The sequence below is a fragment of the Mesorhizobium abyssinicae genome, assembly GCF_049887195.1.
GTDB lineage: Bacteria > Pseudomonadota > Alphaproteobacteria > Rhizobiales > Rhizobiaceae > Mesorhizobium > Mesorhizobium abyssinicae.
The window spans coordinates 56,209-76,495 of record NZ_JARAKC010000014.1 but is presented as its reverse complement, the minus strand read 5'-3'; the positions used below and the strand labels follow the sequence as shown (position 1 = coordinate 76,495).

21 protein-coding genes are annotated in these 20,287 nt (G+C 64.7%); 8 read left to right on the top strand and 13 right to left on the bottom strand.

Annotated features, from left to right (window positions below):
• Nucleotide 1 precedes the first annotated feature (1 nt).
• Nucleotides 2-2,071: a putative bifunctional diguanylate cyclase/phosphodiesterase gene (locus PU724_RS24785; protein WP_354424328.1), complete on the top strand. Its 2,070-nt coding sequence runs from the start codon at nucleotides 2-4 to the stop codon at nucleotides 2,069-2,071.
• 73 nt (nucleotides 2,072-2,144) lie between these two features.
• The gene (locus PU724_RS24780) at nucleotides 2,145-2,384 is read left to right on the top strand and encodes a polysaccharide deacetylase family protein (RefSeq protein WP_354424326.1); all 240 of its coding nucleotides are present in this window, start codon (nucleotides 2,145-2,147) and stop codon (nucleotides 2,382-2,384) included.
• On the opposite strand, the gene PU724_RS24775 is transcribed toward PU724_RS24780, so the two are convergent.
• From PU724_RS24775 to PU724_RS24765, 3 genes are all read right to left on the bottom strand, one after another.
• Nucleotides 2,315-2,758: a type II toxin-antitoxin system VapC family toxin gene (locus PU724_RS24775; protein WP_354424324.1), complete on the bottom strand. Its 444-nt coding sequence runs from the start codon at nucleotides 2,756-2,758 to the stop codon at nucleotides 2,315-2,317. The two genes, PU724_RS24780 and PU724_RS24775, sit on opposite strands and share 70 nt — an antisense overlap.
• A 17-nt stretch (nucleotides 2,759-2,775) precedes the next feature.
• Entirely contained in the window at nucleotides 2,776-3,018 is a 243-nt protein-coding gene (locus tag PU724_RS24770; RefSeq protein ID WP_127287110.1) for a type II toxin-antitoxin system Phd/YefM family antitoxin, read from the bottom strand.
• A 67-nt stretch (nucleotides 3,019-3,085) separates the two neighbouring features.
• Complete coding sequence (locus PU724_RS24765) at nucleotides 3,086-3,514, bottom strand: MarR family winged helix-turn-helix transcriptional regulator (RefSeq protein WP_354424322.1); 429 nt, start codon at nucleotides 3,512-3,514, stop codon at nucleotides 3,086-3,088.
• 114 nt (nucleotides 3,515-3,628) lie between these two features.
• On the opposite strand from PU724_RS24765, the gene PU724_RS24760 reads away from it, so the two are divergent.
• On the top strand, nucleotides 3,629-4,036 hold the full coding sequence (locus PU724_RS24760; protein WP_127287112.1) for a hypothetical protein: 408 nt from the start codon (nucleotides 3,629-3,631) through the stop codon (nucleotides 4,034-4,036).
• A gap of 228 nt (nucleotides 4,037-4,264) precedes the next feature.
• Here PU724_RS24760 and PU724_RS24755 read toward each other — a convergent pair whose 3' ends face one another.
• A complete protein-coding gene (locus PU724_RS24755) occupies nucleotides 4,265-5,002 on the bottom strand; it encodes an HD domain-containing protein (protein ID WP_354424320.1) in 738 nt (245 codons plus the stop codon).
• A gap of 113 nt (nucleotides 5,003-5,115) precedes the next feature.
• A complete protein-coding gene (locus tag PU724_RS24750) occupies nucleotides 5,116-7,161 on the bottom strand; it encodes an oxidoreductase (protein WP_354424318.1) in 2,046 nt (681 codons plus the stop codon).
• Between the two features lie 140 nt (nucleotides 7,162-7,301).
• On the opposite strand from PU724_RS24750, the gene queF reads away from it, so the two are divergent.
• Nucleotides 7,302-7,763, top strand: a complete 462-nt coding sequence (queF, locus tag PU724_RS24745) for a preQ(1) synthase (protein ID WP_354424316.1) — start codon at nucleotides 7,302-7,304, stop codon at nucleotides 7,761-7,763.
• 20 nt (nucleotides 7,764-7,783) lie between these two features.
• On the opposite strand, the gene PU724_RS24740 is transcribed toward queF, so the two are convergent.
• The 6 genes from PU724_RS24740 to PU724_RS24715 all read right to left on the bottom strand — a co-directional run bounded on the left by PU724_RS24740 (nucleotide 7,784) and on the right by PU724_RS24715 (nucleotide 14,251).
• Complete coding sequence (locus tag PU724_RS24740) at nucleotides 7,784-8,365, bottom strand: hypothetical protein (protein WP_354424314.1); 582 nt, start codon at nucleotides 8,363-8,365, stop codon at nucleotides 7,784-7,786.
• 4 nt (nucleotides 8,366-8,369) lie between these two features.
• The gene (locus PU724_RS24735) at nucleotides 8,370-8,849 is read right to left on the bottom strand and encodes a DUF3828 domain-containing protein (RefSeq protein WP_354424312.1); all 480 of its coding nucleotides are present in this window, start codon (nucleotides 8,847-8,849) and stop codon (nucleotides 8,370-8,372) included.
• A gap of 171 nt (nucleotides 8,850-9,020) precedes the next feature.
• Nucleotides 9,021-10,130, bottom strand: coding sequence for a mandelate racemase/muconate lactonizing enzyme family protein (locus PU724_RS24730; RefSeq protein ID WP_354424310.1), 1,110 nt, complete (start codon nucleotides 10,128-10,130; stop codon nucleotides 9,021-9,023).
• Nucleotides 10,131-10,220: 90 nt separating this feature from the next.
• Nucleotides 10,221-10,913, bottom strand: a complete 693-nt coding sequence (locus tag PU724_RS24725) for a corrinoid protein (protein ID WP_127311021.1) — start codon at nucleotides 10,911-10,913, stop codon at nucleotides 10,221-10,223.
• Nucleotides 10,914-11,010: 97 nt separating this feature from the next.
• Nucleotides 11,011-12,660, bottom strand: a complete 1,650-nt coding sequence (locus tag PU724_RS24720) for an ABC transporter substrate-binding protein (protein ID WP_354424307.1) — start codon at nucleotides 12,658-12,660, stop codon at nucleotides 11,011-11,013.
• A gap of 40 nt (nucleotides 12,661-12,700) precedes the next feature.
• A complete protein-coding gene (locus PU724_RS24715) occupies nucleotides 12,701-14,251 on the bottom strand; it encodes a trimethylamine methyltransferase family protein (RefSeq protein WP_127286963.1) in 1,551 nt (516 codons plus the stop codon).
• A gap of 91 nt (nucleotides 14,252-14,342) precedes the next feature.
• Here PU724_RS24715 and PU724_RS24710 point away from each other — a divergent pair, with 91 nt between their 5' ends.
• Nucleotides 14,343-15,245, top strand: a complete 903-nt coding sequence (locus PU724_RS24710; protein ID WP_354424305.1) for a LysR substrate-binding domain-containing protein — start codon at nucleotides 14,343-14,345, stop codon at nucleotides 15,243-15,245.
• Between the two features lie 110 nt (nucleotides 15,246-15,355).
• The gene (gene mutL, locus PU724_RS24705) at nucleotides 15,356-17,224 is read left to right on the top strand and encodes a DNA mismatch repair endonuclease MutL (RefSeq protein WP_354424303.1); all 1,869 of its coding nucleotides are present in this window, start codon (nucleotides 15,356-15,358) and stop codon (nucleotides 17,222-17,224) included.
• Nucleotides 17,225-17,418: 194 nt separating this feature from the next.
• On the opposite strand, the gene PU724_RS24700 is transcribed toward mutL, so the two are convergent.
• Nucleotides 17,419-18,312 (bottom strand): DMT family transporter, encoded by an 894-nt coding sequence (locus PU724_RS24700; protein WP_354424301.1) that lies wholly within the window; start codon nucleotides 18,310-18,312, stop codon nucleotides 17,419-17,421.
• 90 nt (nucleotides 18,313-18,402) lie between these two features.
• Between PU724_RS24700 and PU724_RS24695 the strand changes: the two genes are divergently transcribed.
• The gene (locus tag PU724_RS24695; RefSeq protein ID WP_127391773.1) at nucleotides 18,403-19,329 is read left to right on the top strand and encodes a LysR family transcriptional regulator; all 927 of its coding nucleotides are present in this window, start codon (nucleotides 18,403-18,405) and stop codon (nucleotides 19,327-19,329) included.
• Between the two features lie 16 nt (nucleotides 19,330-19,345).
• Here PU724_RS24695 and PU724_RS24690 read toward each other — a convergent pair whose 3' ends face one another.
• Entirely contained in the window at nucleotides 19,346-19,936 is a 591-nt protein-coding gene (locus tag PU724_RS24690) for a hypothetical protein (protein WP_354424299.1), read from the bottom strand.
• 114 nt (nucleotides 19,937-20,050) lie between these two features.
• Here PU724_RS24690 and PU724_RS24685 point away from each other — a divergent pair, with 114 nt between their 5' ends.
• Nucleotides 20,051-20,284, top strand: coding sequence for a DUF2093 domain-containing protein (locus tag PU724_RS24685; protein WP_127285849.1), 234 nt, complete (start codon nucleotides 20,051-20,053; stop codon nucleotides 20,282-20,284).
• The last annotated feature ends 3 nt before the right edge of the window (nucleotides 20,285-20,287 follow it).

Below are 20,287 nucleotides of genomic sequence, written 5' to 3'. Positions count from 1 at the left end.
AATGTCGCAGCAGCCGGTGCAGAGCGTTTCGCGCAAGCTGATCTTGCTGATCAAGAGCGGCTACTGGCTGGCGCTGCTGATCATCGCCGCCATGGTGATGGGCTCGTTCGTGCTCTTGCAGCAGATGATGGCGGCGCAGCAGAACAACGACACGCTGATCAACATCGTCAGCATGCAGAAGGCGCTGTCGCAGCGCATCGTCTTCCTGGCCGGCGCGACCGGCGCCGCCTCGCGCGACAAGCAGCCGGCCCTCGTTGCCGCGCTCAAGCAGGCGACCGTCGAATTCGAAACCAATTACGACCTGCTCCTGGACAAGACGGGTGCCGATCCGATGTCGCCGGCGCGCTTCGATCCGAAGTCGATCGAGAACGTGCTGTTCGCCAAGCCGTTCCACCTCGACTACTTCTCGGTCGGCCTGATCGCCAATGGCAAACGCCTTATCTCTTCGTTCGAGACCAAGCTGACGACGGGCGTCGACGGCTACAAGGGTGGTGCCGACCGCGTCGATCTCGACGCCTCCGTGGCCAATGCGACGCTGTCGGGCTATGCCGCGCTCGGCCAGCGCATCAGTGCCTTCGCCGACGAGCGCTCGGGAAAGCTGCTCGATCTCCACCGCACCCTGTTCTTCGCCACCATCGGCGTCATCGTGCTGGTGGCGCTGTTCATCTTCAGGCCGATGTCGAAGGCCATCCTGCGCAAGACGCATGAGCTGGTCGACGCGCGCAACTCGATGGCCTTCATCGCCGTGCATGACGGGCTGACCGGACTGCACAACCGCACCTTCCTGACCGATCACTTCGACACGCTGATCAAGGGCGCGCATCGCCGGCGCGAGCGGCTGGCGGTGATCCAGCTCGACCTCGACCGGTTCAAGCAGATCAACGACACGCTGGGCCACGCGGCCGGCGACTATGTGCTGGTCGTCACCGCGCAGCGCATGCGCGACTCCTGCCGCGCCTCGGATCTGTGCGCCCGGCTTGGCGGCGACGAATTCGTGATGATCCTCAACGGCGCCGGCGGCACCGAGGACATCAACATGCTGGCCAGGCGCATTCTGGAGCAGATCAACGAGCCGATCACCTTCCAGGGCACGACCATCCTGCCTGGCGCCAGCGCCGGCATCGCGGTCTATCCGGTCGACGCCGACAATGCGGAGGACCTGCTTGTCCACGCCGACCTTGCGCTCTACTCGGCCAAGAAGCTAGGCGGCGGCAATTTCTCGTTCTTCTCCGAGGAGTTGCGGCGCGAGCTCGACTACCGCAAGCAGCTCGAGCACGACATCCGCGCCGCCATCGCCGACAAGACGTTCGAGGTCTATTTCCAGCCGCAGGTGTCGCTGACCAGCGGCAAGATCAGCGGCATCGAGGCGCTGGTGCGCTGGAAGCATGCCTCGCGCGGCATGATCTCGCCGGGCGAGTTCATCCCGGTCGCCGAGAAATGCGGGTTCATGCCGGAGATCGGCCGCATCGTCATCACCAAGGCGATCAACGAGGCGGCGGAGTGGGACCGGGCCGGCATCGATTTCGGGCGGCTCGCCGTCAATGTCTCCGGCACCGAGCTGCGCGAGCCGGACTTCGACAGGTTCCTGTTCGGAACGCTGGAGAAGGCCGGGCTGGCACCGCAGAAACTGTCGCTGGAAATCGTCGAGTCCGTCATCCTCGACGACGAGAAGACCGGCATCGCGGCCAAGCTCAGGCACATCCGCGCCGCCGGCGTGCATCTCGAACTCGACGATTTCGGCACCGGCTATGCCTCGCTCAGCCACGTCAACCCGAACGAGATCGACCGCCTGAAGATCGACCGCCGCTTCGTCCAGAACATCAACGAGAACGGCGACAACTCCAAGATCGTGCGCGCCATCACCGAGCTTGCGCGCGGGCTGGGCATCTCGATCGTGGCGGAAGGTGCGGAGACCGAAGCCGAGCTCGATTCGCTGATGGCGATCGGCTGCGACCAGGTGCAGGGCTATTCGATCGCCTTCCCGATGCCGCAGGACAAGGCGCGCGACTGGCTGCTGGCGCGCAGCCCGAAGAAGGCGAAGCTCAAGGTGCTGCAGGGCAGCCTGGCTTAGCTCGTTCGTCGACAAACTTCACAAGGCCGGTCCGGCCATGGCGGCCTGCGGAGATCGCAAACGGATCTCGCGGATGCCGCCTCGTCTCGTTCTGTTGTTCCTGCTGCTCATCCCGTGGCCGGCACTGGCAGCGGACCGCACCATCTATCTCTCCTTCGGCGACGGGCCGCTGAACGGCACCAGCAACATCCTCGACGTGCTGCAGGCCGAGCAGGTTCCGGCGACGGTGTTCATGGTCGGCATTTACGTTGCCGGCAGAGGCGGCAAAGCCTTTAGCGGATTGAGCATCGGCACCCCGAGAGGGGCGAAATGACGCTCGTTGTCGGTCAATATCGTCAAGGCATGAACCTCCGCCGTCGCGGCGATCGCAATGTCCTCGAACCCTGGCAGATGGGCCCTGGCCCGATCCAAGATAGATCCCGCCGCATGCGCGGCACGCAGATCGAAGGGGAGTATTCTTTCGTTGTAGAGATATTCGACCGCCTGCCACCACTGGCGAAGCAGAGCCGTCTTTTTCTTAGCGCCTTCGCGCTCGGCCTTCGCTATTCCCGCGGTAATTTCGGATGCCGTAACCACAGACAGGAACAGGTAGTCGCTGGCCCGATCAAGCCAATCCGTCAAGGCCGCTTGCTCGACCGTTTTGGAAGGCGCCAGCGCCGAAATGATGTTGGTGTCCAGCAGGAACATCAAACGCAAAGCCCGCGTTAGAGGTCAACCGTGCGAGCTGGTTTTCGGGAGCGAGGCGGAATGTCAGCTTCTGCGCCGGGAAAAGCCGCCAGCAATCGCCCAAAGCTGGGCACCCGCGACAGCCGTTCATAGTCCTTGAATGACAGAATGACAGCCTGTTTGCGACCATGCCGCGTGATGACGGCAGGCTTTCCGGCGACCGCCTGATCGACCACCGCCGAGAGCGTCGCCTTGGCATCCTTCAATTGAATCTCTCGCATGGCCGAACTCCGCATATGACTATTGTAGTCATATAGCACCTCTGACCGGCGGAAACAATCCGACTGGTCAGCCGCCGACATTCGCCCGCAGCGCCGCCAATACCTCCGCGAACTCTGCCAACCGCTCGTCCGGCAATCCCGCCCGCAGCCGCTTGTCAAAGGCGACAGCGGCCATTCGCAATTTCTCGAACATCGCTTCGCCGGCCTCGGTCAATGCCACCTGATGGACCCGGCGGTTTTGCGGATCGCGTCGCCGCGTCAGCAACCCCTGCGCCTCCATGGCGTTGAGATGATGCGTGAGCGTCGCGCCCTGGATGCCGATCATGCCGGCGAGTTCACGCTGGTTGGCGAGTTCCTTCGACTTGACCGAGAGCAGCGTCAGCCACACCGGCAGAGTGCCGCCGGCCTCGACCAGGGCGGCGTCAAAGGCCTGCGCCACCGCCTTGGCGGTGCGGGCAAGGTTCATTCCGACGGGCGGGCGGTCAAAGGGTGTCATGATCCGACAGTAGAACAAGCCATTGGGCGTTGGAACGCGCCATTATACATTGACATCAAATCATTCGATATCTAATTATTTGGTGTCGGCGGGCGGAAAGGAAGGAATGCGGTCATGCAATATGTCTACATCATCGTCATCGGCCTTCACGTCATGGCCGGCGTGTTCTGGGCCGGCACGACAATCACGCTCGCCCGCGATCCCGAGATCAAGGCTGAGCGCTTCATCCGGCCGCAACTCGGCGCATCGGGCATGGTGTTCCTGACCGGCGCGCTGCTTTGGTATTTCTTCCACGAGGGCAGCTTCGGCTCGATGGAGATCGTGCTGGCAATCGGCATCGTGGCGGCCATCGCGGCCGCCGGCGTCCTCGGCGCCATGGTGCGCCGGCCGAGCAGCCAGTTGGCCGGTGCCGACGCAGCCACCGTACCTATGCTGCGCGCAAAGATGGCCGTCGGCGAACGCATCGCCGCCTGGCTGCTGGTGCTCACCGTGCTGTGCATGGCAACCGCAAGGATGTTCTAGCCCGCAAGGAACCGCTCGGCGCCGGCGCCAAGCCGGTGTCGGGCGCGGCGCGCACCGGACCGGAGCGGCAGGTGGCTCTCCTTGCGAAGGTCCGGTGCGCGTGCCTCGCTAGAGCGGTTCATCGTTTCACGGAAACGCAGAACCGCTCTATCCCTTTGTTTTGGCGCAACTCCGGACGGAAAACCGCTACGCACTTTTCCTGGAATTGCGCTGGCGGCGGCATGCCCCTCAAAGCACCTCCACCCGGGCTCCGCGCAGCTTGTCGCGGCGCAATTTGAGGTAGTTGCGCACATTCGGCGCAATGCGAAAACCTTCCAGCCTGCTATCCTCGAGCGCAGCCGCCCACCCCAGCGCCGCATAGCGGCTGCCATAGGCTTCGATCGTGGCTGCAAGGCTCTCGCGGCCGATGCGCCGGGCCAGAATGGCGCAGGCAGCCACCCGCGATTCAATCGACCGGCCATATTTGGGCGCGAATGCCAGCCCGCCATCCGCCATATCGTCGATATCATGCGCAAGGACGAGGAAAAGGATGTCCTCATCGCCGGCCGGGACGCCTTGCGCCGCAAGGCGCTCGGGATCCCCGGTGTCGAACTTCATCGCGCCGACCCTGGCGACAAGACCTTCCACCCGGGGTCCGAGCTTCTGCTCCAGCCACTTGCGGTGGGTCTCGGTGCGCCGGCTGGATTTGCCGTCCGGATATTGGGCGCTGTCATAGGCGGCGTGGAACATCGCGGCGACGACAAGATCGAGATCCTTGTCGAAATGCGCGACCGATGACGCGGCGCCGACGGCATGGCAAATAAAGGGTCGCCCGGTCTTGCGGTAGCGGCCATTGAACATGGCGCAGGCCACGCGGTAGGCCTTCTGGACGCGCAGGATATCTTCCACCGGCTGCCCGGCGTCGTGCAGCTGCATGTAAAGCGCCGTGTTGGTCTGGCGCGGAACGAACAGGTCTTGTGCGGTCAAGCAAGCCCCCGGCTGTGCGGACCCTTCAGCACAGCCTGTGCCAGCCCCGGATCGGCGACAGAAAATTGCAAATATGACAGGCCAAGTCCAGTCCGGCCATCAGCCACAGCGGCCTAGATCCTCAGGCCGAATCGGATGCCGTCGTAGATGGCGGCATGGATGTTGCGCGAGGCGACCGCGTCGCCAATCCGGAACACGATGAAGCCGCCCTCCGGATTGCGCTTGGGGAAAATATCGCCGCCGCTCACCAGCCGCTCGTAGTCGACCGCGCCGCCATTGTTCGACAGCGGCTTCAGCGAAAGATAGAGGTCGTCGAGCGGCGCGGTGCCATGCTCGACCACCACCTGGTCGACCCGCCGCTCGACGCGCCAGCCGTCGGCGAAGTCCGAGGCGAGCTCGGCGACGAGCTGGTTGCCCTCGCGCCGCACCGAACGCAGCCTGGTGTTGATGGTGATGGTGACGCCCTTCTCCTGGAAAGCGCGCATATAGGGCACATGGTTCAGGCCGCCCATCTCCGGCGCGAAGAAGCGCTCCGGCGAGACCAGCTCCAGCCTCGAGCCGCCATTGGCGATGAGCTCGGCAGCGCCCATGCCCTGATGGCCGCCATTGTCATCATAGAGCAGCACGCTCTCGGCCGGTTTGACGGCGCCCGCCATGATGTCCCAGCTCGAGGTGACGAGGTTATCGCCGGCCGTCAGCGGCGGATTCTGCGGCAAGCCGCCGGTGGCGACGATCACCACATCCGGCGACAGTGCCAGCACATCATCCTTCTCGGCCCAGGTATCGTAGCGGATCTCGACGCCCAGACGGTCCAGCTCCGCCAGCCGCCAGTCGATGATGCCGATCAGTTCCTTGCGGCGCGGGTTCTGCGTCGCCAGCCGCACCTGGCCGCCGGCCTGGCTGGAGGCTTCGAGCACCGTCACCTGATGGCCGCGCTCTGCCGCGACGCGCGCCGCCTCCAGGCCGCCGGCGCCGGCGCCGACCACGACCACCTTGCGCCTTGGCCCGCCGCTCTTCTTGATGATGTGCGGTATCTCGGCCTCGCGGCCGGTCGCGGCGTTGTGGATACACAGCGCCTCGCCGCCCTCGTAGATGCGGTCGAGGCAATAGGTGGCGCCGACGCAAGGCCGGATCTCATGCTCTCGGCCCTCCATCACTTTGCGCATGATGTGCGGATCGGCGATATGGGCGCGGGTCATGCCGACCATGTCGAGTTTTCCCGTCGCAATCGCGTGGCGCGCGGTCGCTACGTCGGAAATGCGTGACGCATGGAAGGTCGGGAACTTCGTCGCCGCCCTCACCTCGCCGGCGAAATCGAGATGCGGCGAGGAGCGCATTCCGGTCACCGGGATGACCTTGGTCAGTGCTGCATCGGTCTCGATCGAGCCGCGGATGATGTTGAGGAAATCGACCTTGCCCGAGGAGGCGAGCCGCCTGGCGATCTCGACGCCCTCCTCCTTCGACAGGCCCTTCTCAAAATCCTCGTCGGCGACCATGCGGATGCCAACGACGAACTTTTCGCCGACCGCGGCGCGTACGGCGTCGAGCACCAGGTTGGTGAAGCGCAGGCGGTTGTCGAGCGAGCCGCCATATTCGTCGTCACGATGGTTGGTGGCCGGCGACCAGAAGCCGTCCATCAGGTGGCCGTAGGATTCGAACTCGATGCCGTCGAGGCCGGCCGCCTGGCAGCGCTGCGCGGCGGACGCATAGTCGGCGACGATGCGCTCGATATCCCAGTCCTCGATGGTCTTCGGAAAGGCGCGATGCGCCGGCTCGCGCACCGGCGAAGCCGACAGCACCGGCAGCCAGTCGGCCTTGTTCCAGCCGGTGCGGCGGCCGAGATGGGTGATCTGGATCATCACCTTGCAGTCGTGCTCGTGGCAGGCATCCGCGAGTTCGGCGAGCCACGGCACGATGCGGTCGTCATAGACATGCAGATTGCCGAAGGCGGCCGGGCTGTCGCGCGAGACGATGGCCGACCCGGCGGTCATGGTCAGCGCCATGCCGCCCTTGGCCTTCTCGGCATGATAGAGCCGGTAGCGCTCTTTCGGCATTCCGTCCTCGGAGTAAGCCGGCTCGTGGCTCGTCGACATCACCCGGTTCTTCAGCGTCAGGTGCTTGAGCTGGTAGGGCTGGAGAAGCGGGTCGTTGCTGGTCATCGTCTTCCTGCTGGTTCAAGATTGTGGTTGAGCAGCGCGCGCCGCCCAGCGTCCATTTCTCGCATCGGATCGGTCCGAAAACCGCTGCGCGCCTTTCGCTCCGGTGCTAATGAGCGGCAAAACTCAAGGAACTCGGACCCATGATCGACACCAAAAACCTCACCCAGCTCGGTGCGCACGTCGAGACGCCACAGAGCCCCGAACAGGCGGTCCTGGAGACCGTGCCGTTTGCGCGCGGCGACGGGCCGCCGGCGATCGTGCGCTTCACCTGCCCGGAATTCACCTCGCTCTGCCCGGTCACCGGCCAGCCGGATTTCGCCCATATCGTCATCGACTATGCGCCCGATGCTCTGCTGGTGGAATCGAAGTCGCTGAAGCTGTTCATGACCTCGTTCCGCAACCACGGCGCCTTCCATGAAGACTGCACCGTGATGATCGGCCGCCGCATCGTTGAAGCGACCAAGCCGCTCTGGCTGCGCATCGGCGGCTACTGGTTCCCGCGCGGCGGCATCCCGATCGACGTGTTCTGGCAGACCGGCGCGCCGCCGGAAGGCGCCTGGCTGCCCGACACCGGCGTGGCACCCTATCGCGGGCGCGGCTGAGCGGGATGGCGTGATCGCGCTCATTCGCACTGGTACTGGCTGAGCGCCCATTCGCCGGTGACCGACAGAAGGTCGGAGATCTTCCAGTCGCCGCCGACCTTCTTCAGCTTCCATTCCAGCCGGTGCGCGTTGTTTGCGACGACGAAGGCGACGACCACCTTGGCCTCGTCGCCCCTGACCGCCTCGATGGTCTTCAGGCTGCCTTCGATCGCCGCCTTGTCGTAGTCGGCATTGTCGAGCGCCATGTTGGGATCGAGGCATTCGCCCTGCCCTGAGTTGCGCAGCGCATCGCTCTTGTCGAGCACCGTTTTCGCTGGGTCGATGAAGTTCTTGCGCTCAGCCGGATCGAGCTCAAGCCCGAGATGCTCGTAGAACGGCTTCACCAGCGCCGTCGGCGAACCCGGCAGCACCGATGCTGCAGGTGCACTTTCCGCTGGCGGCGATGCGGCCGGCGGGGTTGCTGGCGATGTGTCGTCGGAAGGCGCGTTGTCGGCCGGGGCATTTGCCGGTGGCGCCCCGAACAGGCCCTGGGCGCGGGCGCCACTCAATCCCGCCGCCAGCATCGAAATGGTCGCAAACGCCAGGACAATGCGACGGACCATGGCATCACTCCGGCGCCTTGTCGGGCATGCATTCCAGCGCGCTCAGCGTCCAGCCGCTGGTCTTGGAGGCGATGTCGGCAATCTTCCACTTGCCGTCGACCTTCTTTAGTGACCAGACCATTTCGCGTTTGGAATCATCGCCTTCCGGGAACAGGCTGAAAGTCGCCGTGACCTCGGCGCTATCGCCGTTGACGGCTTCGGCAAGCTTCAGCGTTTTCGCCAGGGTTTTCTGATCGAAGTCCTGCGCGTCGAGGCCCGGATCGAAGTCGAGGCAGGCGACCTCGTCCGGATTGTTCTTGGCGGCCTGATCGTTGAGGGCAAACAGCTTGGTCACCGGCTCGGTGAAACGGTCGCGATATTGCTCGTCGCCCTCGAACCTGACCTGCGGAAGATAGAAGAACTTCACGGCGTTGGAGGCCGGGCCCGCCAGAGCGGCGGCGGGCAAGGCAACGGAAAGGACGGCGGCCAGCACTATCGGTCTCATCGAGGATCTCCGGGCATCGGCAAAAATGGCAAGACGCCCCTTGCATATCGGCTTTTTTGCGGCTCATGAAGTCCCGGAGCGCCGGACACGGGCGGCCCGCCGGATGTCGCGGAGGGTCGCAATCGCCGACGATGCTGGCCATATGCAATCGCCGCGACCGTCACTGTATTCTCAGCCTCCGAACGTCGCGACAGGCGCTTTGAGTTGGGAGCGCTCGGGCTTGACGCCGAGCCCTGGCTTCTGGGGGACGTCTATATGCCCGTTTTCGATAATGATCGGGTTTGCGGGGTCCATGTGCCCTTCGATGTATTCCTGCGCGATCCAGGCCCCCTCAAAACGTCTCTGCTCGACAGTAGCGGCGAGGTGCACGCATGCCGCGGCGATGATGTCCCCACCCCAGGCATCGTCGCAGCTGTGCGGCAGCGATCGTATCGCGCACAGGTCGCGGACCGTGACCATCTTGGTGAGGCCGCCAAGGCGGGTGACCTTCAATCCGAATCCGTCCGCGATGCCTGAACAAATTGCCCGCAGGACGGCATTCAAATCCTCGGTATTCTCGTCGAGGTAGACCGGATGGGTCACGCGGCCCTTGAGGCTCGCGACTTCCTCCATGGTGTTGCAGGGCTGTTCGAACACGAACGGGATTGCCTGGCAGAGCCGGTCGATGTGCAGCGCCGCCGCGGTGGTGAGGCCACGATTGGCGTCGACCGCGATGCTGGCCTTGAAGCCCACCGCCTCCCATACCTTGTGCACGGTGGCGACGTCCTGTTCGAGATCCCGTCCGCCTATCTTGATCTGAAGCCGTTTGTATCCGGCCTTGACCTTGTCCGCGGCAATACGCGCCGTCTCGTCGGGCGCACCGACGATAGTCGAGTAGTAGGAAGGCACACGATCGGTGAGCGCGCCGCCCAGGAGTGTTGAAACCGGCACGCCCAGCCGCTGGCCGGTGAGGTCGAGGAAGGCTATGTCAAAGGCCGCCTTGGCATAGTTGTGGCCGTTCAGCTGCTCGTCCATTCGCTTCGCAAGGCGGCGCATGGACGCGGTGTCCTCGCCGATCAGCCCGGGCGCCATTTCGGCAATTGCCGCTCGCGCACCCAGGGCGTGTTGGGGCTGGTAGACAGGGCCGACCGGGCACGTCTCACCCCAGCCTGACAGTCCATCCTCGGTGGTGACTTCAACCAGCGTGCAGTCCAGATCCCGCACGGTGTCGCTGGCCATCCTGTAGGCACCGCCTTTGACAGGCAGGAGCACCTGATAGACCTTGATCGACGCGATGCGCATGCGGGCGTCAGCCCCCTTCGAGCCAAGCGATTTTGGCCACCCAGCAGACCTCACGCCTGACGTTCACAAACCCGGATCGCATCGCTGTGCTCAAGTCCGCACATTGTGCTTGCGCTTCATGAAGTCCTTGGCGGTCTCGACCGCCACAGCCGCGTCGCGGCAGTAGGCGTCGGCGCCGACCGCCTTGCCGAACTCCTCGTTGAGCGGCGCGCCGCCGACCAGCACGACATAGTCGTCGCGGATGCCCTTTTCCTTCATCGTGTCGATAACGACCTTCATGTAGGGCATGGTGGTGGTGAGCAGCGCCGACATGCCGATGATGTCGGGCTGGTGCTGCTCGATCGCCTCCAGATACTTCTCGACCGCATTGTTGATACCGAGGTCGATGACGTCGAAGCCGGCGCCCTCCATCATCATGCCGACCAGGTTCTTGCCGATGTCGTGGATGTCGCCCTTGACGGTGCCGATCACCATCTTGCCCTGCTTGGGCGCGCCGGTGGCGGCGAGCAGCGGGCGAAGGATGGCCATGCCGGCCTTCATGGCGTTGGCCGACAGCAGCACTTCCGGCACGAACAGGATGCCGTCGCGAAAATCCTCGCCGACGATGCGCATGCCTTCGACCAGCGCCTCGGTCAGCACCTTGTAAGGAACCCAGCCGCGCTCGAGAAGGATGTTGGTGCCTTCCTCGATCTCTTCCTTCAGACCGTCATAAAGGTCGTCGTGCATCTGCTGCACGAGCTCGTCGTCGGAAAGCTCGGAAAGGATGATCTCGTCGTCGGACATTTTTTCTCGGCGCCAATTGCTCATGAGTGAATTACGGGCCGCCGGCACCTTTTGTCAGAGGTGCCGGCGGCAGTTGCTTGCAAGTCGCGGGAGTTGTTCAGGCGTCCAGCCAGACGTTCTGGAAATCCATTTCGTAGGTCTGGTGCATCGAATAGTTCTTCACCTTCTTGCTCATGTGGCAGTAGAGCTTCTGCCAGAAGGGCTGGATGATGACGCCGGAATCCTGCAGGATCTGCTCGACGTCCTTCATCACTTCCTTGCGCTTGGCGGGATCGGCCAGCGAGAGCGCCTCCTTGAGCTTGGCGTCGAAATCCGGGTTCGCGAACGCCGTCTCATTCCAGGCCTCGCCAGAGCGATAGCCGAGCGCCAGCACCTGGACGCCGAGCGGACGCATGTACCAGATGGTCATCGAATAGGGATACTTCGTCCAGTCGTTCCAGAAGGTCGAGCCCGGCAGCACCGTACGCTTCACCTTGATGCCGGCATCGCGCAACTGGCCGGCGATCGCATCGCCGGTGTTCTTCTGCCATTCGTCCTCGACGGTGATCAGCTCATGCTCGAAGTCGGCCTGCCCGGCATCCGCCATCAGCTTCTTGGCGGCGGCGGCATCGCGTGTCTTCTTGGGCAGCGGATAGTATTCCGGATGGATCGGGCTGACGTGGTGGTTCTCGCCAACGGTGCCGCGCCCGGCGTAGCCGAGCTGCATCACGGCATCGTTGTCGACCGCCATCTGCAGCGCATTGCGCACCCGCTGGTCGTCATATGGCTTGTGGGTGATGTTGGTGCGGGCGACGAGCGTGGTCGCCGTCGCGACCTCCGATTTCACCAAATCCATCTTGTCGAGGGCATCGATGAAGTCGGCCGGCGTTTCGAAGTCGAGGTCGATCTCGCCGGAATCGAAGGCGTTCAGCGTGGCGTTGAAGTCGGTGCCGTAGTCGATGAACTCGACACTGTCGAGCGGCGTTTCGCCACCCCACCATTTGCCGCTCTCGCGACGCTTGACGACCGCCTTCTGGCCGACATCGTAGGATACCAGCTCGAACGCTCCGGTGCCGATCGGCTTCTTGATCGGGTCGGCGCCATCCTTGTCGAAGTCGCGATGCACGACCAGCGCCGGATAGTCGGTGAAGCCCGGTATGATCGCGATATCGGCTTCGCTGAGCTTCAGCTTGACCGTATGGTCATCGACCTTGGTGATTGCGCCATCCCTTGCCTTGCCGGTCTTGGTGTCGACCAACGCGCCGACGCGGGCGGCCATGGAATTGCCGGAAGCCCCCTTCTCGCACCAGCGATTCAGGTTGAAGACCACGTCATCGGCGTTGAAGGCATCGCCATTGTTCCAGGTGACGCCCTTGCGCAGGTGCAGCGTGTATTCGGTGGCGTCGTCGTTGATGTCCCAGCTTTCGAGCAGCACCGGCTCGAAAGTGAACTGGTGCGTGTAGCGGACGAGCGGCTCCAGCCAGCAACGGGTGACGTTCGCCATCTCGGTCCAGTCATAGGTGCGCGGATCCTTCTGCGCCTTGACCGACATCGAGACGTGCAGCGTGCCACCTTTCTTGGGCTCGTCGGCCAGTGCTTTAGTCGGCGCGGCAAGGCCGATCATGCCATAGGCGAACGCCGTCGACGCGCCGAAGGCGCTGGCCAGCGCCAGGAATTCACGCCTGTCCATGCGGCCCGCCCGCGTTTCTTCTGCCATTGCCTCGATAGCGCCCGGCACGCGGTCGCCATTGCTTCTGAAGAGTGCCATTTTTTCCTCCCTTATGTTCGTCAGGTCTTCGCCTGTTTTACTAACTAACGCTGTCCGGCAGTTTTTCCTCACGCCGCGCGATCAAATCCTTAAGACCCTCGGCGATGCCCTCGTCGAGCTTCGGCTCCTCATAGTCGGCCAGCATGTTGCGCGCCTTCTCACGGCCGCGCGTGTCGTGGTCCTTCGCGCCTTCGGCGTTCCATTGCTCGTACGAATTGAAGTCCATGATCGAAGGCATGAAGAAAGCGGACTCGAAATGTTCGAGCGTGTGCTGGGTGCCGAGGAAATGGCCTTGCGGCCCCACCTCGCGGATCGCCGCCATCGCTTCCTTGAAATCGTCGAAGGGAAGGCCGCCGGCATATTTGTACCAGCCGACAAGCTGCTCGCAGTCTGTGGCGAATTTCGAATAGCCACAGGTCAGCCCTGCCTCCAGCCATCCGGCCGAGTGCCAGATGTAGTTGGCGCCGGCAAGGATGGCGGCATGCATCAGCATGTTCGCCTCGTAGCCGGCCTGGGCGTCGTTCAATTTGGAGCCGACATGGAAGCCCGAGGTGCGCCACGGCAGTTTATATTTCCTGGCCAGCGCGCCCATCAGATACATCATCTGCGCCGCCTCCGGCGTGCCGCCCATCGGCGCTCCGGTCTTCATGTCGACCGTCACCATGAACTGGCCGTAGATCTGCGGCGACCCCGGACGCAGCAGCTGGGTGAAGGCGACGCCGGCCAGTGCTTCCGCATTGACCTGCGCCACCGCGCCGACGGCGGAGGCCGAGGTCGAGGCGCCGCACAGCGCGAAGGGCGCCAGGATCAGCGGCTGGTTGCTGCGCGCATAGACCTTCATCGCGTCGAGCATGGTGGCGTCCCACACCAGCGGCGAGTTGCAGTTGGTGATCGCCACCAGGACCGAATTGTCGCGGACATAGTCCTCGCCGAAGACGATGCCGGCCATCGCCATCGTGTCTTCGGCGCGTTCCTTCGACGTAACGATGCCCATGAACGGTTTGTCGGAGTGCTTCAGCGCCGAATGGATGATGTGCAAATGACGCTTCGGCACAGCGATTTCCATCGGCTCGCAGATGACCGAGCTCGACGAGTGCAGCGCCGGCGCCATGTAGGCGAGCTTGTGGAAATTGTTGAGGTCGGCGAGCGAGCCGTAGCGCCTGTTGTTGTCGAGGTCGCGGATATAGGGCGCGCCATACATCGGCACGAAGATGGAATTCTTGCCGCCGACGCGGACGGTGCGCTCGGGGTTGCGGGCATTGAGCGTGAATTCCGATGGAACCTTCGAGACCAGTTCCATCAAGAGCGCACGGTCGATACGCACGCGCGTTTCGGAGACATCGGCGCCGGCGGCCTTCCACAGGGCGATCGCCTCGTCGTCGCGGAACTCGCAGCCCACCTCTTCGAGGATCGAGAGCGATTCCTGGTGGATCAGTTCCACCGCCTCGTCGGGGACCATCTGATACGCCGGGATCTGGCGCACCAGCGTCGGAAACGAGGCCACGGGAGCGCCCCGTATCGCCTTGCGCCCCAGTCGGCCGCCGCTTCTGCGGTTGGCATGTTCGGTCACTGCAACGGCCGGTGCATTCATGGCAATTCATCCTCCAACAGCCCGTCAACTTAACGAGGCGAAACATAGCTGTGACGCTGGAAAATCCTGATCTCTTGTATAAACTCTGCTTATGCGAAGCCTGCGCCACCTGCTGCCCTCCGCCGGCAGCCTGATCGTATTCGAGGCGGCCGGCCGGCTGTCGAGCTTCACCGCCGCCGGTCGCGAGCTCGGCATGACGCAGGCGGCCGTGTCCTACGCCGTGCGCGGACTGGAGGAGCAGCTCGGCGCCAAGCTGTTCCAGCGCCGCCATCGCCAGGTTCTCCTGACCGAGGCCGGCGAGCGCTTCCACGCCGACGTCTCGCTCGGCCTTTCCCATATCCGCAAGTCGGCGGAGGACCTGCGCCTGCAGGCGACCGGCGGCCATGTGACGCTTGCCGCCTCGACCGCCTTCGGCTCGTTCTGGATGATGCCGCGCCTGCAGCAGTTCCGCGACGAACTGCCGGGCGTCGATCTGCGCATCCAGACCGCCGATCGCGATCTCGACATCATCGCCGAGGGCATCCCGCTCGGCGTGCGCGGCGGCATGCCGCGCGACTGGCCGGACTATCATTCGATGTCGCTGTCCGACGAGGAGATCTTCCCGGTCGCAGGCCCCAGCTACCTCGCCAAATTCGGCAAGCCGAAAACGGTCGAGGAACTCGCCACGCACCGGCTCATCCATCTGGAGGAGCCCTACCGAGAGGCCCCGAACTGGGACGAATGGTTCGCGTCGGCCGGAACCAGCCTGCGCAACGCCGAGCGCGGCTTGCGCATCAATGATTATGCGCTGGTGATCCAGGCGGTGATGGAAGGGCAAGGCATCTCGCTCGGTTGGCGGCATCTGGTCGAGCGCCTCGTGGCATCGGGGCTGCTGATGCCGGTGACGGATCACGTGCTGAGAACCGGCATCGGGTTCTACGTCATCTGGCCAAAGAACCGCGAACTCAGCGACAATGCGCGCAAGGTAAGGGACTGGCTGGTGACGCAGGCGTGAGGTCGCCAGCTTCTGCGCGGCAGCGGAGCGCGAGGGGATCGTGACGGTAGTTGTTGCCAACTGTATTCCGCCCCTCCCCCAACGCTGTCGAATCCGCCTATAATCTCCGGATGCCCATCCGCCAGCTTTCCGAAACGATGATCAACCAGATCGCCGCCGGCGAGGTCATCGAGCGTCCGGCGAGCGTGGTGAAGGAACTGGTGGAGAATGCGCTCGATGCCGGGGCGTCCCGCGTCGACATCGTCACCGCCGGCGGCGGGCTGAACCTGATCCGCGTCACCGACGACGGCTCCGGCATCCCGGAGCGGGAACTGGCGCTGGCAATCGCACGCCACTGCACTTCCAAGCTTTCAGACGACATCCTCGACATCCGCTCACTCGGCTTCCGCGGCGAGGCGCTGCCCTCGATCGGCTCGGTGGCGCGGCTGTCGATCCGCTCGCGCACGGCCGCCGGCGACAGCGCGGCCGAGATCGGCATCGAGGGCGGCCGGGTCTCGGCGGTGAAGCCGGCGGCGGCCAACCGCGGCACCACGGTCGAGGTGCGCGACCTGTTCTTCGCCACGCCCGCACGGCTCAAATTCATGAAGGGCGAACGGGCCGAAAGCTCGGCGACCAGTGATGTGGTGAAGCGCATCGCCATCGCCTTCCCCGGCGTGCGCTTCACGCTTGCCGGCCCCGACCGCTCGACGCTGGAATTGCCGGCGACCGGTAACGATCCGGAGGGCCGGCTGCAACGCGTGGCGCAAGTGATGGGCGCCGAGTTCCCCGACAATGCCATCCCCATCGATGCCACGCGCGATGGCGTGCATCTTGCCGGCCACGTCTCCATTCCATCCTTCACGCGGGCGAACGCGCTGCAGCAATATGCCTATGTCAACGGAAGGCCGGTGCGCGACAAGCTGATCGCCGGCGCAATCCGCGGCGCCTTCGCCGACGTGCTGCCGCGCGACCGCCATGCGGTGACCGTGCTGTTCCTTTCGCTCGATCCGGCGACCGTCGACGTCAATGTCCATCCGGCCAAGGCCGATGTGCGTTTTCGCGATCCGGGCCTGGTGCGTGGGCTGATCGTTGGCGCCATCCGCGAGGCGCTGGCCGGCGCCGGCATCCGCGCCGCGACGACGGGAGCCGCCGGCATGATGGCGGCGTTCCGGCCCGGCAGCGCTCCCTTCGGCCATGGCGGGCCGGCCAATGGCCACCGCAGCTACGAGGCGGCCTACCGCGCGTCGGGTTTCGCCGGCTTCGAGCATTCGCCGCAGCGGCCGCTCGACATGGGATATGGCGACGCCCAGCAGCAAAGGGCCGGCTTCGGTGAACCCGACCAGGCGGCGTTCGATGCCGGGCCGCTTCACAGCGCCGACGCGCGCGCCAGCCGGGGAGAGCCGGCCGAGACATTGCTCGGCACGGCGCTGGGCGCGGCGCGGGCGCAGGTACACGAGAACTATATCGTCGCCCAGACCAGGGATTCGCTGGTCATCGTCGACCAGCACGCCGCGCATGAGCGGCTGGTCTACGAGGCCCTGAAGAACGCGCTGCACTCGCGTGCGGTGCCCTCGCAGATGCTTTTGCTGCCGGAGATCGTCGACTTGGCCGAAGAAGACGCCGAGCGGCTGGCCATGCATTCGCAGACGCTGGCCAGATTCGGCCTCGGCCTCGAGCGCTTCGGCCCGGGCGCGGTGGCGGTGCGCGAGACGCCGTCGATGCTCGGCGAAACCGATGTGCAACAACTGGTGCGCGACCTCGCCGACGAGATCGCGGACAACGACACGGTCGAGACGCTGAAGGAGCGGCTGCACCACATCGCGGCGACCATGGCCTGCCATGGCTCGGTGCGTTCGGGGCGGCTGCTCAAGCCAGAAGAGATGAACGCGCTGTTGCGCCAGATGGAGGCGACGCCCGGCTCCGGCACCTGCAACCACGGCCGCCCGACCTATATCGAGCTGAAGCTCGCCGACATCGAGCGGCTGTTCGGGCGGCGGTAGGATCGCACGGCGCAGCCCCCGCCCCGCTGCTTCGCGGCGACCCTCCCCACAAGGAGGAGGTAAGCGCGGTGCCCTACCTCCCCCTTGCGGGGAGGTCGGATCGAAGGTCCGGGTGGGGGACATGAAAAGAGCCGCTCGATGCGGCTCTTTTCCTGACTCGGGATTGCTAGACGCCTGACTTATAGACCCCTGACTTACCGCTTCAAATTCACCACGATGACGCCGCCGAGCGCCAGCGCGCCGCCGAGGATGCCGAGCATCGTCGGCACTTCGCCCAGCCAGAAAAAGCCGATCAGGGCGGACATCGGCGAGACCAGATAGAGGAAGTTCGAGGCACGCGCAGCCGGCAGGCGCGACAGCGCGGTCGCCCAGGCGGCGTAGGCGATCAGGCTGGGCACGATGCCGAGGTAGATGACGGCGCCGAGACCGGCTGTGTCGGCAACCGCCGCCTGCGAGATCGCTTCCGGCAGGAAGGGCGCCAGGCAGAGCGCGCCGAGCACCATGTTGGAGGCGGCGATGGTCAGCGGATGATGGCGGGCAAAGAGCGGCTTCTGGACGATGGTGTTGACAGCCGAGCAGAGCGCGGAACCCAGCACCAAGAGGGCGCCGGTGTTGAAGTGCAGCCCCTGCCCGTCGGCCATGGCGATGATGCCGATGCCGGCGAACGAGATCAACGTGCCGAGCCAGGCCATGCCCGAAAAGCGCTCGCCGAGCAGCGCCATGGCCATGATGGCGGTGAAGATAGGGCTGACGTTGATGATGAAGCCGGCGGCGCCCGCCGACACGGTCAGCTCACCGAAATTGAGCATCGCCGTGTAAAGCGCGACGAAGATGGCGCCGCCGAAGCCGAAGCGCCACAACTCGTCGACCTTGGGCAGCGCCGGGCGCTTGACGGCCAGGAAGATTGCCGCCGGCACGGCGGCGATGGCAAAACGAAGCGCGCCGAGCTCCAGCGGCTGGAAGGCCGCGAGGCCTGCACGGATCGCGGGGAAGGCGGAGGCCCAGCCGACCACTGTGAGCGCTACCGCGATGGCCGCCGTGGTGTCCATTCGCTGTGTCTGATTCAACGTACCGGCATAGGCGGTCATCGCTATATCCTCGTTGCTTGGCTCCATTGGGATAGAAGACCGCATCAACCGTCGATTGACAAACGACCAATTCGAGGGTCACCTGTGAGCATGGATCACAGCTCGAACCAGTTACTCCCGTTGGAGACCTTGCGCGCTTTCGATGCTGCGGCGCGAACGGGGAGCTTTTCGGCGGCGGCCGAGAGGCTGAACCTCACCCACGGCGCCATCAGCCGGCAGATCGCCAAGCTGGAGGACTGGCTGGGGCTGAAAGTGTTCGAGCGCAACGCGCGCGGCGTGACGCTGACCAATGAGGGCAACCGCCTGCATCTGAGAACCACCGAGGCCTTCGCGCTGATCTCGGTCAATTCCGACCGCTGGGTGGAGCCGCGCGGCACCGCGGTGGTGCGGCTGGCCTCGATCCCCTCGGTCAGCGGCCTGTGGCTGATGCCGCGCATGGCGGCGCTCGAGAACAGCCCGACCCGGCTGCGCATCGTGCTCGATGTCGACAACCGCCAGGCGGACCTCGCCGACGAAGGCATCGACCTTTCGGTGCGTTGCGGGCGCGGTCGCATTCCCGGTCGCGTCTCGGTGCAGCTGTTCGAGGAGCACATCTTCCCGATCGCTTCGCCGGAACTGGCGGAGGAAATAGGGCACGGCGACCCTGCCCGGCTGCTCAAGTTCCCGCTGATCAACGATTCCGACGCATCCGCCTGGCGCGCCTGGCTCGCGGCGCAGGATATCGACTACCGCCCTCGTCCGCAGGATCGACGCTTCGAAGATTACAATCTGGTGCTCGACGCTGCGGCGCACGGGTTGGGCATCGCGCTGGCGCGGCCGCCACTGACGCAGGCGCAACTCAAGACGGGCCGGATCGTCGCCGTCGATGACCGCACCGCGCTCAATCCGGTGTCCTACTGGCTCGACCGGCCCGTCGGCCGCCCGCGCGCCGCCGCGGCAGACCTTGCGCGGCGCATTGCGGCACAGGCAGGCCTTGCGACTGAAAAACTCGAAGCCTTCCTGCAGGACGACGCGTAGAGCCGGTCAGACCCGGTCAGCGAAGCAGCAACAGCGCGATGGTGGTGATCGTCGCCGAGAGCAGCGCCGTTAAGATCGACATCATCCACAGCGGCGGCTGGCTGGGTTGCGAAGATCGAGCGCTACCCGGTCGGGCGGCTGCGCCTCGTGGCCTGGGCGCGTTGGAATTGGCAGCAACCAGCACTGAAGAGGAAACCGCGATCGTGGACACAGGCAATGACGGTGCCGCCGCAGCCCTCGTCATGCTGTCGGCTATCGCCGTCTGAGGCGAGGTCGTGCCGCGCGAAGCCTTTTCGGCTTCCGCCGCCGGCCTGCCTGGCCGAACGCCCGCCGAGGCACGATCCGCTTCCGGTTCCATGACCGCCCTGTAGGCATCCTCGATCTGGTCGGAAGACAGGCGTTGAGTCGCGTGGGCGGGCGACCGAGGCAACGAGCCGTTGAAAGCCTGGGCGGCGAACTGGGCCGAAGTGGCGGCCGACGGCGCCGGCGGTTGGACAAGCGCCTTGACCAGCGCCGCGGTCGCCGGATCGGCCTTGGCCGTTGGCACCGGCTGCGGCGTGAGCGCCTCCTTCAGCAGCGATGTCAGGCGGGTGGAGGAAATGTCCATGCCGGTTCCCATCAACCATTATGCTGATCGAGCGATACTCCACGAGCATTGCGTCAAGCTTGACCTTGCCGGCGATTTGTGGCGATTGAATCTCATGAACCCAAGCGTCATTTCATGATGAACCGTTTTGAAGGCCCGGGCGGCAAGGAAGCCCGCATCCGCTATCTCGACGGCGACTTCCAGGTCACCAGCCCAGGCGCATTCGTGCGCTGTGCGGTGACGGGCGAGAGCATTCCGCTGGATGAGCTCAAATACTGGAGCGTCGCCCGGCAGGAGCCCTACGTGAACGCCACCGCCTCGCTGCGCCGCGAGATCGAGATGCACCCGGAGCTGCGCAGCCGAAAGTAGGTC

Excerpts from the sequence above, each read along its gene's own strand:
- PU724_RS24725 (WP_127311021.1), bottom strand. The coding sequence starts at position 10,913 with ATGTCCGACGACGAGATCATCCTTTCCGAGCTTTCCGACGACGAGCTC.
- PU724_RS24750 (WP_354424318.1), bottom strand. The coding sequence starts at position 7,161 with ATGACCAGCAACGACCCGCTTCTCCAGCCCTACCAGCTCAAGCACCTG.
- PU724_RS24785 (WP_354424328.1), top strand. The coding sequence starts at position 2 with ATGTCGCAGCAGCCGGTGCAGAGCGTTTCGCGCAAGCTGATCTTGCTG.
- mutL (WP_354424303.1), top strand. The coding sequence starts at position 15,356 with ATGCCCATCCGCCAGCTTTCCGAAACGATGATCAACCAGATCGCCGCC.
- PU724_RS24740 (WP_354424314.1), bottom strand. The coding sequence starts at position 8,365 with ATGGTCCGTCGCATTGTCCTGGCGTTTGCGACCATTTCGATGCTGGCG.
- PU724_RS24700 (WP_354424301.1), bottom strand. The coding sequence starts at position 18,312 with ATGACCGCCTATGCCGGTACGTTGAATCAGACACAGCGAATGGACACC.
- queF (WP_354424316.1), top strand. The coding sequence starts at position 7,302 with ATGATCGACACCAAAAACCTCACCCAGCTCGGTGCGCACGTCGAGACG.
- PU724_RS24695 (WP_127391773.1), top strand. The coding sequence starts at position 18,403 with ATGGATCACAGCTCGAACCAGTTACTCCCGTTGGAGACCTTGCGCGCT.
- PU724_RS24715 (WP_127286963.1), bottom strand. The coding sequence starts at position 14,251 with ATGAATGCACCGGCCGTTGCAGTGACCGAACATGCCAACCGCAGAAGC.
- PU724_RS24735 (WP_354424312.1), bottom strand. The coding sequence starts at position 8,849 with ATGAGACCGATAGTGCTGGCCGCCGTCCTTTCCGTTGCCTTGCCCGCC.
- PU724_RS24770 (WP_127287110.1), bottom strand. The coding sequence starts at position 3,018 with ATGCGAGAGATTCAATTGAAGGATGCCAAGGCGACGCTCTCGGCGGTG.
- PU724_RS24775 (WP_354424324.1), bottom strand. The coding sequence starts at position 2,758 with ATGTTCCTGCTGGACACCAACATCATTTCGGCGCTGGCGCCTTCCAAA.
- PU724_RS24765 (WP_354424322.1), bottom strand. The coding sequence starts at position 3,514 with ATGACACCCTTTGACCGCCCGCCCGTCGGAATGAACCTTGCCCGCACC.
- PU724_RS24685 (WP_127285849.1), top strand. The coding sequence starts at position 20,051 with ATGATGAACCGTTTTGAAGGCCCGGGCGGCAAGGAAGCCCGCATCCGC.
- PU724_RS24690 (WP_354424299.1), bottom strand. The coding sequence starts at position 19,936 with ATGGACATTTCCTCCACCCGCCTGACATCGCTGCTGAAGGAGGCGCTC.
- PU724_RS24730 (WP_354424310.1), bottom strand. The coding sequence starts at position 10,130 with ATGCGCATCGCGTCGATCAAGGTCTATCAGGTGCTCCTGCCTGTCAAA.
- PU724_RS24760 (WP_127287112.1), top strand. The coding sequence starts at position 3,629 with ATGCAATATGTCTACATCATCGTCATCGGCCTTCACGTCATGGCCGGC.
- PU724_RS24780 (WP_354424326.1), top strand. The coding sequence starts at position 2,145 with ATGCCGCCTCGTCTCGTTCTGTTGTTCCTGCTGCTCATCCCGTGGCCG.
- PU724_RS24710 (WP_354424305.1), top strand. The coding sequence starts at position 14,343 with ATGCGAAGCCTGCGCCACCTGCTGCCCTCCGCCGGCAGCCTGATCGTA.
- PU724_RS24720 (WP_354424307.1), bottom strand. The coding sequence starts at position 12,660 with ATGGCACTCTTCAGAAGCAATGGCGACCGCGTGCCGGGCGCTATCGAG.